Origin of the sequence: Micromonospora sp. WMMD737, from assembly GCF_049179055.1 — a bacterium.
Taxonomy (GTDB): Bacteria; Actinomycetota; Actinomycetes; order Mycobacteriales; family Micromonosporaceae; genus Micromonospora; species Micromonospora reichwaldensis.
Genome location: NZ_JBMHMH010000001.1, coordinates 5656044 through 5668202, shown reverse-complemented (window position 1 = coordinate 5668202; position 12159 = coordinate 5656044). Strand labels below are relative to the sequence as shown.

10 protein-coding genes are annotated in these 12159 nt (G+C 75.9%); all 10 read left to right on the top strand.

Annotated features, from left to right (window positions below):
• Position 1: 1 nt before the first annotated feature.
• The 10 genes from ACN27A_RS25180 to ACN27A_RS25135 are packed head-to-tail and all read left to right on the top strand — an operon-like array spanning position 2 to position 12146.
• Positions 2-1240 (top strand): phosphopantetheine-binding protein, encoded by a 1239-nt coding sequence (locus ACN27A_RS25180; RefSeq protein WP_421457093.1) that lies wholly within the window; start codon positions 2-4, stop codon positions 1238-1240.
• Entirely contained in the window at positions 1237-2736 is a 1500-nt protein-coding gene (locus tag ACN27A_RS25175) for a class I adenylate-forming enzyme family protein (RefSeq protein ID WP_421457092.1), read from the top strand. The genes ACN27A_RS25180 and ACN27A_RS25175 overlap by 4 nt, the downstream gene beginning before the upstream one ends.
• Entirely contained in the window at positions 2729-3979 is a 1251-nt protein-coding gene (locus ACN27A_RS25170; protein ID WP_421457091.1) for a type III PLP-dependent enzyme, read from the top strand. Before ACN27A_RS25175 ends, ACN27A_RS25170 begins: the two co-directional genes overlap by 8 nt.
• 7 nt (positions 3980-3986) lie before the next feature.
• Positions 3987-4229: a phosphopantetheine-binding protein gene (locus ACN27A_RS25165; protein ID WP_089002193.1), complete on the top strand. Its 243-nt coding sequence runs from the start codon at positions 3987-3989 to the stop codon at positions 4227-4229.
• Positions 4226-5383: an acyl-CoA dehydrogenase family protein gene (locus tag ACN27A_RS25160; RefSeq protein WP_421457090.1), complete on the top strand. Its 1158-nt coding sequence runs from the start codon at positions 4226-4228 to the stop codon at positions 5381-5383. The genes ACN27A_RS25165 and ACN27A_RS25160 overlap by 4 nt, the downstream gene beginning before the upstream one ends.
• 1 nt (position 5384) lies before the next feature.
• Entirely contained in the window at positions 5385-6521 is a 1137-nt protein-coding gene (locus ACN27A_RS25155; RefSeq protein WP_421458598.1) for an acyl-CoA dehydrogenase family protein, read from the top strand.
• On the top strand, positions 6515-7210 hold the full coding sequence (locus tag ACN27A_RS25150) for a 4'-phosphopantetheinyl transferase family protein (protein ID WP_421457089.1): 696 nt from the start codon (positions 6515-6517) through the stop codon (positions 7208-7210). Before ACN27A_RS25155 ends, ACN27A_RS25150 begins: the two co-directional genes overlap by 7 nt.
• A complete protein-coding gene (locus ACN27A_RS25145; protein ID WP_421457088.1) occupies positions 7207-8148 on the top strand; it encodes a hypothetical protein in 942 nt (313 codons plus the stop codon). The genes ACN27A_RS25150 and ACN27A_RS25145 overlap by 4 nt, the downstream gene beginning before the upstream one ends.
• 10 nt (positions 8149-8158) lie before the next feature.
• A complete protein-coding gene (locus ACN27A_RS25140; RefSeq protein WP_421457087.1) occupies positions 8159-9724 on the top strand; it encodes an amino acid adenylation domain-containing protein in 1566 nt (521 codons plus the stop codon).
• Positions 9717-12146: a condensation domain-containing protein gene (locus ACN27A_RS25135; protein WP_421457086.1), complete on the top strand. Its 2430-nt coding sequence runs from the start codon at positions 9717-9719 to the stop codon at positions 12144-12146. Before ACN27A_RS25140 ends, ACN27A_RS25135 begins: the two co-directional genes overlap by 8 nt.
• Positions 12147-12159: the final 13 nt, after the last annotated feature.

Here is a 12159-nt window from a genome sequence, read left to right as displayed (position 1 = left end):
CATGGTCGCTGTGCCTGCGGTGCCGACGCGCAGCCGGGAGTGGACGCCGGTGCTGACCGGTCTCCGCGCCGACCTGCTGGACTGCGTACAGGTGAACCTGGCCGCGCTGGCCGACCGGGCCTACGGGCCCGGCGCGCACCTGGCGCTCGGGGCCACCCTGCGCTTCCACACCGCCGAGGGTCCGGCCGGGACGCCGGCGGTGACCGCGTCGGTGGACCAGCGGCTGGCCGAGGCGGCCGACCTGCTCGGCCTGCGGGTCACCCGACGCTGGGACGACGTGCCGGGCGCGCGGCTGCGCGAGCTGGTGGCGGAGCACTCGCCGCTCTACGTGGTCGCCGACACGTTCACCATGAGCTGGCTGCCGTACGCCGGGAACCAGCACATGGAGCACAGCTTCCTGCTGGTCGACGCCGGTGAGCACTGCGTCGTGGTCGACGGCTACCACAACTCCACCCAGTGGGGTGACGCGCGACCGGGGACGTGGCGGATGTCCGCCGCCGACTTCGACGCGGCGGTGCCCCGCGCGACCGCGATGACAGTCGTCGCCGACGGCGCCCCGCTGCTCGACCGGGCGGCGGTGCTGCGGGACAACGCCGTCGCGTTGCGCGCCGAGGCCGACCGGATCGAGGAGTACCTGGCGGCGGTCGGACGGCGGGCGGGCGAGGCGGAGGCGGCGGCCCAACTGGTCCTCGACGTCTGGCTGCTCGGCCGGTCCCGGGCCCTGCACGCCGCCTGGCTGGCCGGCGACCCGGGCACCGCCGACGCGGCACGGGAGGCCGCCGCCCGCGCCGACGCCTGGCTCGCGCTCGCCGGGCAGAGCTACGTGGCGATGCGCCGGGTCCGCCGGGGCGGCGTCTTCCCCGCCCCCGTCCTCGACCAGCTCGCGGGCCTGCTGCGCGACGACGTGGCGCTCGCCGGACGGCTCGCCGACGCCGGGCCGGTGCCGCCGCCGAGGGACGGATCCACCGCCGACCCGGGCCGGATCCGCGAGGTGCTGGCCGACGAGGTGCGTGGCGTCCTCGGCGTCGGCCCGGAGGTGCCGGTCGACGGGCGTCCGCTGCGGACGCTGTCGGGCTTCAACTCGTTCCGGCTGGTCGAGGTGATCGAGCGGGCGGAGGCCCGGCTGGGGGTGGAACTGGACCCGGACGACCTCACCGGCCCGGCCCTGCACGACCTCGACTCGCTGGGCACCGTGTTCGAGCGCGCCCGGCCGGCGACGCAGGGGGTGTCGGGCCGGTGAGCGGGCTGCTGCACGAACTGCTGGACCGCACCGCGGCCGCCCGGCCGGACGCGCCGGCGATCGCGCACGGCGACCTGGTCCAGAGCTACGGCGAGCTGGACGCCGCCAGCCGGCGGCTCGCCGGCTGGCTGGCCGGGCGGGGTGTCCGCCGGGGCGAACGGGTGGTGGTCTGCCTGCCCACCGACCCGCTGCTGCCCGCCCTGCTGTACGCCTGCTCCCGGGCGGGCGCCGTGTTCAGCGTGGTCAACGACCAGTCCCCCGCCATCGCCCTGGCGCACGTGCTGACCGACGCCGAGCCGGCGCTGCTCGTCACCGACAGCCCCCGGGCGCTCGCCGTGGCCGCCGAGCACGGGGTGCCGACCGTCGGCACGGCGGACCTGCGCCGGATCGTGCGGGACGGCCCGGACGCCGAGCCGGCGGCGGCCCCGCTGGCCGTCGACCCGGTCTGCCTCATCTACACCTCCGGCAGCACCGGCATGCCGAAGGCCGTGGTCTCCACTCACGCGCAGGTGGTCTTCGCCGCCGGGGCCATCGCCGCCCAGCTCGGCTACCGGGCCGACGACGTCGTGTGGTGCGCCCTGCCGCTCTCCTTCGACTACGGCATGTACCAGATATTCCTCAGCACGCTGGCCGGTGCCCGGCTGCACCTGGCCTCCCCCGCCGACACCGGCCCGACGCTGCCCCGGCACCTGGTGAACAGCGGCGCGACCGTGCTGCCCGCCGTGCCCGCCCTCGCCCGTGGTCTGGCCCGGATGCTGTCCCGCCCGGGCACGGCCGTGCCGGCGCTGCGCCTGCTCACCAACACCGGCGCGGCGATGCCGCCCGAGGTGCTGCGCGACCTGCGCGCCCGGATCCCCACGCTGCGCGTACAGCTGATGTTCGGGCTCACCGAGTGCAAGCGGGCGGCGATCATGCCGGTGGACGAGGACCTGCGCCGGCCCGGCGCCTCCGGGCGGGCCCTGCCCGGCACCGAGATCCTGATCGTGGACGCGGACGGCGCTGCGGTGCCGCCCGGCACCGTCGGCGAGATCGTGGTCCGGGGCCCGCACGTGATGGCCGGCTACTGGCGTCGACCGGAGCTCACCGCGCAGCGATTCCCCCGCGCAGAGGGGCTCTTCCCCCAGCTGCGCACGGGCGACCACGGCTGGCTCGACGCCGACGGCTACCTCTACTTCGTCGGCCGGCGCGACGACATCTACAAGGAACGCGGCATCCGCGTCAGCGTCACCGAGGTCGAGGCGGCGGCGTACCGGATACCGCAGGTGCAGGCCGCCGCCGTGCTGCCGCCCCGCACCGAGGACGGCGGCGACTCGGCCACCCTGTTCGCGGTGACCGAGCTGACCGCGCCGGAGGTGCTCGCCGCGTTGCGCACCGAACTCGACGAGATCAAGACGCCCCGCACCTGCCTGGTCGTGCCGGAGATCCCGCTGACCCGCAACGGCAAGGTCGACCGGGCGGAGCTGTACCGGATGTGGTCGGAGCGCGCCCGTGTCTGAGCTCGCGGAGATCTTCGACCGGCCGGACGCGCCGCAGACCCCGGCGTACCTCTACGACACCGACGAGCTGGCCCGCTCGTACGCCGCGCTGCGGGCCGCCCTGCCCGGGCCCGCCGAGCTGTTCTACTCGCTCAAGGCCAACCCGCACCCGGCGGTGGTCGCCGACCTCACCGCCTCGGGGTGCCGGGCGGAGGTCTGCTCCCCCGGCGAGCTGCGCGTCGCGTTGGCGGCCGGCTGCGACCCGGCCGAGGTCCTCTACACCGGCCCCGGCAAGCGGGACGTCGACCTGGCCGAGGCCGTACGGGCCGGCGTCGGGATCTTCTCCGTCGACTCCCCGTACGGGCTGGACCAGCTCGACCGGGTGGCCCGCGAGCACGACGTCGAGGTACGCGCGCTGGTGCGGATCAACGACGACACCCCGGCCCCCGGGCAGGGGCTCACCATGACCGGCGTCGCCTCGCAGTTCGGCGCGGACGTGCGCTGGGTGCTGGACCGGCCCGAGCTGTTCGGGCCGCGTCGGAACGTGTCCCCGGTCGGGTTCCACCTCTACATGGGCAGCAACGTCGACGGCGAGGACGCCCTGGTCGCCCAGTTCACCCAGTCCGTCGACACCGTACGGCGGCTGGCGGCGGCGACCGGGACGCAGCCGGAGCTGATCGACCTGGGCGGCGGCTTCGGGGCGCCCTTCGCGCGGGCCGGCACCCGGCCGGAGCTGCCGAAGCTGGCGGACCGGCTGACGGCGTTGCTGGGCGACGCCTTCCCGGGCTGGCCGGAGCGCGGGCCGGGCGTCGCCTTCGAGTCCGGCCGGTACCTGGTCGGCACCTGCGGCACCCTGGTCACCCGGGTCCTGGACGTGAAGCGGTCGCAGGGCGCCACCGTGGTGGTGCTGGAGTCGGGCATCCACCACCTCGGCGGGATGTCCGGGCTGCGCCGGCTGCCGCCGATCGTGCCGGACCTGCTCACCGTGGACGCGGCGGCCGGCGCGCCGGTGCCCGGGACCATCGTCACCGGGCCGCTGTGCACGCCGCTGGACACGTGGGCCCGCTCCGCGGCCCTCCCGCCTCTGGTCCCGGGCCAGCTGGTCGCCGTGCCCAACGTGGGCGCGTACGGCCTCTACGCCAGCCTGGTGGCCTTCCTCGCGCATCCCATGCCGGTCGAGGTCACCGTCGCCGGGGGCCGGATCACCGGCGTCACCCGGCTGGAGCTCACCCGGCACACCGTCATCGGCAGCGACAGGGGTTGATCTGACAATGGACGCCGCTTTTCCGGACCTGCTCAAGCCGTTCCTCAAGTACGCGGGAACGCAGCCCATCACCGCCGAGGCCTCGCTCAACGAGCTGGGCCTGGACTCGATGCGCGCGATCGAGCTGCTCTTCACCATCGAGGACACCTACGGCGTGTCCATGCCCGACGAGCTGCTGACCGACAGCACCTTCGCCACCGCGGGCAGCCTGTGGAACACCATCGAGTCGCTGCGGGGGCGGGCGGCGTGAGCACCGCGACCCGCCACGAGGCCGCGCTGGAGGAGGTGCTGGCCGCCACCTCCGCGCACGCGGAGCACGCCGACGAGGCGGCGGAGTTCCCCGTCGCGGCGCTGGACGCGATGCGGGCCACCGGGCTGCTCGGCCTGCTCGTGCCGGCGGAGCACGGCGGCGGGGGCGGCGGGCTCGGCGACCTCGTCGACGTGACGCTGCGACTGGCCCGGGTGGACATGTCCGTCGCGTTGATCTTCGCGATGCACTGCCAGCAGGTCGTGGCGGTGGTCCGGCACGCCGACGGCCCGTTCGCCGCGCGGCTCCTGCCGGAGCTCGGCAAGGGCGACGTCTACCTCGCCTCGGTCACCACCGAACGCGGCAAGGGCGGGCACCTGCTCAGCTCGGAGTCGACGGTCCGGCAGGACGCCGGGACGTTGACGATCGACCGGGACGCCCCGATCGTGACGGGCGGCCAGCACGCGGACGCGTACCTCATCACGACGCTGGCGCCGGACGCCACCTCGCCCAGCCAGGTCTCCCTGGTGTACGCCCGCCGCGACCAGCTCACGCTGGAGGTGCGCGGCGGCTGGCAGCCGCTCGGGATGCGGGCCACCCAGAGCGTGCCGATGCGGCTGACCGGGCGGGTGCCGGCCGACCAGGTGATCGGCGCTCCCGGGAAGTTCCGCGAGATCGTCGCCCCCACCTTCGGCCCGCTGGCGCACATCGGCTGGTCGGCGGCGTGGCTCGGCGCGGCGACCGGCGCGCTGTCGCGGATCCTGCACCACATCCGCGACGCCGGCCGGGGCCAGTTCGATCCGTCGTCGGAGCTGCTGCTGACCCGGCTGGCCCGGGTCCGGGGCCGGCTCGACCTGGTCAACGCCCTGCTGCGGCACACCGTCGCCGCCGTGGAGGGCACCCCGGACGTGGCCGACCCGTCGACCCAGCTGCTGGTCAACTCCCTGAAGGTGCACGCCGCCGAGCAGTGCTTCGCCGCCGCCGACGAGATGGTGGAGCTGGTGGGCCTGCGGCACGGCTACCTCAGGTCGTCGCCGCTGTACCTGGAGCGCGTCTTCCGGGACCTCCGCTCGGCCTCGCTGAACTACGCCAACGACCGGCTGCTGCTGGTCAACGGGGCGCTGACGCTGCGCGACCGGCAGGTGCACCTTGCCTGAGCTGCGGACGGCACCGGCGGCGGCCCCCACCGGGGGTGTCCCGGGGGCGCCCGATCCCGGCGGCGACGTGGCCGCGCGTACCGGGGCGGCGTTGCGCGGGCTGGAGTCCCCGGGGGACGCCCGCGCGGTCTGGCGGGCGCTCGGCGAGCACGGCCTGCTGCGTGACCTCGGGCCGGCCGAGCTGCCGGGGCTGCTCGGCACCCTCGACGCGTACTGCCCGGTGGGGGTGGTGCTGTCGGTCTGCGTCCAGGTCGCCAGCGCGCTGCCCGTCCTGCGCGAACAGGTCGACGCGGAGCCGGCGGACGGGCCGGTGCGGGCCGCGTACCTCGACGCGGTCGCCGGTCGCGCGACGCTCGCGCTGGCCGCGACGGACCGCGACGGCGCCGGCTCCGACCTGATGGAGCTGGGCACGACGGTACGCCTCGACGACCGGTCGCTGGTGCTCGACGGCGGGAAGCGGTGGATCACCAACGCCCGCACCGCCGGCCACGCGCTCGTGCTGGCCCGGCACCGCCCGCAGCGGCACTTCACCAGCTTCGTGTGGGTGCTGGTGCCCACCGACGCCCCCGGCGTGCGGGTGTCCGCGACCCGGGGCACCCCGCTGACCGGCGCCGGGCTGGGCGACCTGCACTTCGACCAGGTGTGCCTGGACCGGTCGTACCTCATCGGCCGGCCCGGCCGGGGCATGGTCAGCTTCGCCCGGCACATCGCCACGGAACGCTTCGCGGGCGGCGTGTGGGCCGCCGCGATGTGCCGGCGGGTGCTCGCCGACACCCACCGCCGACTCGTCGAGCGTCCCCTCGGCGACGGCCGGGCCTGGGACAACGCGGCGATCCGGGAGCGGTTCGCCCGGTGCGTGGTGGAGGCGTGGCGGATCGAGGCGGCCTGCGACGCCCACCGGAGAAGCACCGAGCCCCTGGTGACCAGCATGCTGCTGAAGACCTCGGTGGCGCAGGGCCTGGACGTGGTGCTCGGCGAGTGCGCCGCCCTGCTCGGCGCGGAGGCGTACGCCGAGGGCGGGCTGGCGCAGCTGCGGGCCGCCGCCGGCATGTTCGCCACGGCCGGCGGCGCCACCGGCGCGATGCTCGCCGGCATCGCCGAGCACGTGCCGGACCTGCTGCGGGAGCGGTCGTGGTGACGGCCCGGCAGCGGACGGAACTGGCCTACCGGGCACGGCCGCGCCGGGACCCGACGGGCCGCCACCGGGGCATCGTCCGGCTGCGGCTGGGCGCCCGGGTGCGGGTGGCCGTGGCCGAGCAGCGGCTGCTCGCCCACCTGCCGCCGGCCCCGGCGGACCTGGCGACCGTCGGTGAGCTGCCCACCGGCCCGCGCGCCGAACGGTTGGCCGCGCGGGCGCTGCTGCGCCTGCTGCTCGCCGCCGAGCTGGGCCGGACGGCCGGCGCCACGCCGATCGCCGCCCGCGACGGCGGCCAGCCGCACCTGCCCGAGTGGCCGGGGATCAGCGTCAGCCTGTCCCACGACGCCGGGACGGTGGCCGCCGCGCTCGGCCGGGGCGTGCCGGTCGGCGTCGACGTCCAGGTGCCCGTGCCCGCGCCGCCGGCCCTGCTGCGCCGCTGCTGCGCCCCGGCGGTCCGCGCCGCCCTGGACCGGCTGCCCGCACCGGCCCGGGACCGCGAGTTCGCCTGGATCTGGACGGTGCAGGAGGCGTGCGTGAAGGCGACCGGCACCGGCCTCGCCGGCCGGCCCTGGGCGATCCCGGTACCGGCGGGCCGGCGGACGGGCCGCTGGGCCGACCTGCGGTGGGTGAGCCTGCGCGGGCACAGCCGGGTGCCGGCGAGCGTGGCGCACGTGGTGGGCACGCGATGACCGCCCCGGACCCCCGCTTCGCCGGGCTGAGCTGCTACACCGCCAATCTGGCCGGCTACCGGGCCGGCGAGTTCGCCGACACCCCCGACCGGTTCGCCGACTCGGTACGCGTCGCGGTGCGCACGGACCTGCCGGAGGGGCAGCTCGCCTTCTCCCACCACCGGGTGCCGCTCGACCGGCTGCCGGACGGCACCCGGCTGGCGTGGGCCACCGCCCCGGCCGACGGCGTCGTCGAGTCCGTCGACGCGGAGCTGCGGCGCCACGGCCGGGTGCTGGTGGTCACCGACAACGCGGCGCTGCCCTGGTCCCCCTCGGCCGGCGGCACCGCCCACGCGCCGCACTGGCTGCTGGTCGACGACCGGCGCGGCGACGACTGGCACGTGGTCGACGGGTTCAGCGGGCTGCTGCCCGCCGGCGAACAGGAGCCGTACGCCGGCTGGCTCGGCACGGCAGGGCTGCTCGCCGCGATGACCCCGCCGCCCGCGTGGCGCCCGGAGCAGGACCGGCGCAACGCGCTGGCCTTCGGCTTCTGGGTTCCCCCGCCGGCCGGCGGGCAGCCGCAGTGGCTCGTCCGTACCGGTGCCGCCGGGGACGAGCCGGAGCTGCCCGGCGACTGGCTGCTGGACGAGGACGAGGCCCTGGAGTTCCTCCGCGACCACGTCGTCGCGCACCCGGAGGCCGCCGGGGTGCACCTGGACGACCTGTGGGCCGTCGCGCAGCACCGGACGTTCCGGTACCGCCACCTCGGCGACGACGAGGCGGTGCGGGCCTGGGCGGACCTGCCCCGGGCGCTGCGCTTCGCGGTGGAGTCGGCCCGCCGGGGACGCCCCCGGTCCGCGCTGGTGCGGACCACCTTCGACCACCTGCGGCACCTGGAACGAGACCGGTCGACCACCCCAGCGCCGGCGGCGGAACGCCCGCACCGGCAGACCTTGTGAAGGATGTGCGATGCAGACCCGTACCCTCTACGACTGGTTCCGTACGTCGGCCCGGCAGTACCCGGACAACGTGGCGATCGAGGTCGCCTCGGACGCACTGACCTACGCCGAGTTGCGGGCCGCGGCCGAGCGGTTGTCGGCCGCCATGCAGCGCGTGCCGGGACGGCCACCCCGACGGGTCGGGCTGCTCACCTCCCGCAGCCTCGTCGGCTACATCGCCTACCTGGCCGCCCTGCGGCTGGGTGCGACGGTGGTGCCGCTCAACCCCGCCAACCCGGCGGCCCGGAACCTCGCCATCTCCGACGAGGCGGGGCTCGACCTCGTCATGGTCGACGACACCTCCGGCGACGGGCTGGCCGAGTTCCGCGCGCAGACCACCGTCACGGTCCTCGACCTGACCGGTGAGGGCTGGCGCCGGTTCCTCGCCCCGGGCGACGCGGCGGAGATCCCGCCGGAGGTGGAGCGGGGCCGCGACGACTTCGCGTACATCATCTTCACCAGCGGCACCACCGGGAAGCCCAAGGGCGTGCCGGCGACCCACGCCAACGTCGACTCGTTCCTGACGGAGGTGACCAAGCGGTACCGGTTCCGGCCCGAGTCGCGGGTCTCGCAGACCTTCGAGATGTGCTTCGACGGCTCGATCCTGGCGATGTTCGGCGCGTGGGGCACCGGCGCCACCCTGTGCGTGGCGCAGCGCGGCGACGTGCTGACGCCGGTGCGCTTCATCAACACGAAGCGGCTCACGCACTGGCTGTCCGTACCGTCGCTGATCTCGTTCGCCAAGCGGTTGCGGGCGCTGGCGCCGGAGAGCATGCCGACGCTGCGGCTGAGCTCCTTCGGCGGGGAGCCGCTGACCATCGAGCAGGTCAACGACTGGACGGCCGCCGCGCCGAACACCGCCGTGATCAACTGCTACGGCCCCACCGAGACCACGGTCATCGTCACCGCGTACGAGGTGCCCGCCGACCCGGCCGCCCGGATCGAGTCGTCGAACCGGTCCGTGCCGATCGGGGACATCTACCCGCACCTCGACTACGTGCTGCTCGACGAGGACCTGCGCCCGGGCGACGACGGCGAGCTGTGCGTCCGCGGTGAGCAGCGCTTCCCCGGCTACCTGGATCCGACGGAGAACGCCGGCCGGTTCGTCTCCTTCGACGGCGAGCGGGGCCGGCTCTACGACGGCACCGGGCCGCTGACCGCCGAGCACTGGTACCGCACCGGCGACCGGGTCCGTCGGGAGTTCGGCGAGCTGGTGCACCAGGGCCGCATCGACCACCAGGTGAAGGTGCGCGGCAACCGCGTCGAGCTGGCCGAGATCGAGGCCGCGCTGCGCGCCCACGCCGACGTGGTGGAGGCCGTGGTGCTCACCGTGGCCGGCGCCGACGGGGAGCTGGACCTGCACGCCGTCTACACCGGCGCGGCGCTGGCCGACGACGACCTCACCCGGCTGGTGGGACACCTGCCCCCGTACATGCGGCCACGGGCGTTCCACCACCGGGCGGAGATCCCGCTGACCGAGGTGGACAAGGTCGACCGCAAGCGGTTGACCTCCGAGCTGCTCGCCACCCGTGGCTGAGCAGCACGCCGGGGCGGCCCCGGGCCCGGTCCCGGCCACCGGCATGCAGGAGGCCCTGTGGTGGGTGCACCAGCGGGCCCGGGACCGGTCCGTCTACCACCTCACCTGGCGGCTCGCGGTCGACGAGCCGCTCGACGAGGCGGCGCTGGCCGTCGCCTGGCAGGCGATGGTCGACCGGCACGAGGCGTTGCGGACCTCTGTCGTCCGGCAGGCGGACGCCGTCACGCTGGTGGTGGCGCCCCGGATCGTCGTGGGCCTGCACCGGGTGGAGGTGGACGACCCGGGACCGGCGGACCCGGGCACCCTGCTGCGGCTCGTCGCCGAGGAGGTGCACGCCGGGCCGATGGAACCGGAGGCCGCACCGCTGGCCCGGATCACCCTGGTCCGGGTCGGCGACCGCCACGAGGTGCTGCTGACCGTGCACCACGTGGTCCTCGACGGCTGGGCGGTCCAACTGCTCGTCGGCGAGCTGTCCGAGGCGTACGCGGCCACGCGGGAGGGACGTGCCGTCAGCTTCCCGGCCGACCCGGTGCCGTTCAGCACGTACGCGCGGGAGCAGGCCGCGGCCCGCGCGGACGGTCGCTGGGACAAGAGCCTGGCGTACTGGCGCGACGCGCTCGCGGGTGCCGCCTCCGCCGTCCTGGAACCCGACCTGCCGGGCGAGGTGGCCAGCGGCGCGCCCGGGTCGATCCTGCGCTACGGCTTCAGCGCCGAGGCGGGCGCCGGGATCGCCGCCCTGGCGAAGGCCACCTTCGCCACCCCGTTCGCGGTCATCCTCGGCGCGGCGCAGATCGTGCTCGCCCGGGCCGGCGCCGGGCCGGACGTGGCGGTGGGGGTGGTGACCGCGAACCGGATGACCGCCCGCGACCAGGCGCTGCTCGGGTACACCGCCAACCTCTGCGTGGCCCGGGCCACGGTCGACGGGGCGGACACCGTCGCGGGGGTGGTGGGCGCCGCCCGGGACGGGATGTGGCAGATGCTGACCCACCAGGCGGTGCCGTACCCGGTGGTGTTCGGGGCGCTGCCCGAGGCGACCCGGAGCGCGCTGGGCGATCCCGCGCCGCTGCTGCTGAGCTACCTCGGCCCGATCGGCACCGACCTGCGGCTCGGCCCGGTCCCGGCGACGCTGCTGCCCAGCCCGAACCGGGCCGCCCGGGCCGACCTGGCGATGTCCGTCTGGGAGGCCGACGGCGGCTACCTCGCCGAGATCGAGTACCACACCGGGCGCTACCGGGAGAGCAGCGTGCTGGCCCTGCTGCACGACCTGGACGAGGTGCTGGCCGACGGCGGCGCCGAGCCGCAGCGTACGGTCGGCTCGTTCGACGTGGCCACCCGCGCCCGGGCCGGCCGCGCGGCCCCGGCCACCGTGGACCGCGACCGGGCGACCGGCCCGCTGCCCGAGTCGGCGGACTGGCAGCGCGTCGTCGCCGCCTGGACCGACGTGCTCGGTGGCCCGCCGGCCGACGCGGACGTCGACTTCTTCGCCGCCGGCGGCAACTCGCTGAGCGCCCTGCGCCTGGTGGACGCGCTGGCGGCCGACGGGCGACCGACGGTGGACGTCGTGCGCTGGCTGGGCGAGCCGACCCCCCGCCGGTTGGCCGACCTGCTGGGCAACGGGTCGCAGCCGGTGGCGGCGGAGTCGACGCTTGTGGAGTTGCGGGCGGGCCCGGGGCCGCACCTGCACCTCGTGCACGGCGCCGGGGGCAGCCCGCAGGACTACCAGGACCTGCTGGCGGAGCTGCCGGAGCACTGGCGGGTGACCGCCTCCCGCGACAGCGCGGAGTTGCCGACGGTGGCGGCGCTGGCCCGCCGGTACCGGGCCGACCTGGACGCGGCGGGGCTGGTCCCGGACCTGCTCGGCGGGTGGTCCTTCGGCGGTCAGGTCGCCTACCAGATGGCCGCCGACCAGGTCGGACGGCGTTCGGCACTGGTCGTGCTGGACTCCGCCCCGCCCGTCGGGTACGAGCTGCCGGCCGACGGGGTCCGGCAGCGCTTCGACACCTTCACCGAGAACATCCACCGGGCTTTCGACCTGGAGCCGGACGCCCCGAGGCCCCGGGTGACGGGTGGCCCGGAGCCGGCGGGCTTCGACGCGCGGCTGGCCCTCGGCGCGCTCGCGGCCAGCCTGACCGCCGTCGGGCAGCCCGTGCCCACGGCGCTGCTGGCGCACCGGTGGCGCAGCTACGAGCGCCACCTCCGGGCCAGCGCCGAGTACGTCCACGACGGCCCGGTCGACACTCCCGCGCTGGTGATCGGCGCGGACCTGCTCGACGCGCAGATCGCCCAGTGGACGGCGCGGCTCGGGGCGGCCCGGTCCCAGCGGATCGGCACCGACCACTTCGGAGTGTTGCATTCCGCCGCCGTGACGCAGGTGGCGGCGGCCGTCATCGATTTCGCGCGCGTCGCGGCGGCGCGAGGTTAACCAAGGAGGATCC

Bases quoted from the DNA above. Each gene is read 5' to 3' on its own strand.
- ACN27A_RS25145 (WP_421457088.1), top strand. From the start codon at position 7,207: ATGACCGCCCCGGACCCCCGCTTCGCCGGGCTGAGCTGCTACACCGCC.
- ACN27A_RS25180 (WP_421457093.1), top strand. From the start codon at position 2: ATGGTCGCTGTGCCTGCGGTGCCGACGCGCAGCCGGGAGTGGACGCCG.
- ACN27A_RS25140 (WP_421457087.1), top strand. From the start codon at position 8,159: ATGCAGACCCGTACCCTCTACGACTGGTTCCGTACGTCGGCCCGGCAG.
- ACN27A_RS25165 (WP_089002193.1), top strand. From the start codon at position 3,987: ATGGACGCCGCTTTTCCGGACCTGCTCAAGCCGTTCCTCAAGTACGCG.